Annotated in this window: 1 protein-coding gene; it reads right to left on the reverse strand. The window is 68.9% G+C overall.

Features of this window, described 5'->3' with window-relative positions; translation table 11 throughout:
• On the reverse strand, nucleotides 1-283 hold a 283-nt coding region (locus tag AC24YW_RS36645), incomplete at both ends, for a response regulator (protein WP_487487219.1).

A 283-nucleotide genomic window follows, 5' to 3' on the forward strand; every position in this document is an offset into this window, starting at 1 on the left:
GCCGGCGGCGCCCGCGGTCTGCTCCTTCAGCGCCGCGATCAGACCGGGACGGTCGAACTTGGCGACGTAATCGTGGAAGCCGGCCTGACGGCCGCGCTCGATCGCCGCCGGCGACACCAGCGCCGAGAGGCCGATGATCGGCGTCGAAGCGAGGTTGTTGTCGGAGCGGATGACTTCCGCGAATTCGAACCCGTTCATGTCGGGCATCTCGATGTCGGTCAGGATCACGTCGAAGCTTTGGGCGCGCAGTGCCGCCAGGCCCTCCTGCGCGGTCGGCGCGGTG

The sequence above is a fragment of the Bradyrhizobium sp. USDA3516 genome (assembly GCF_057651995.1).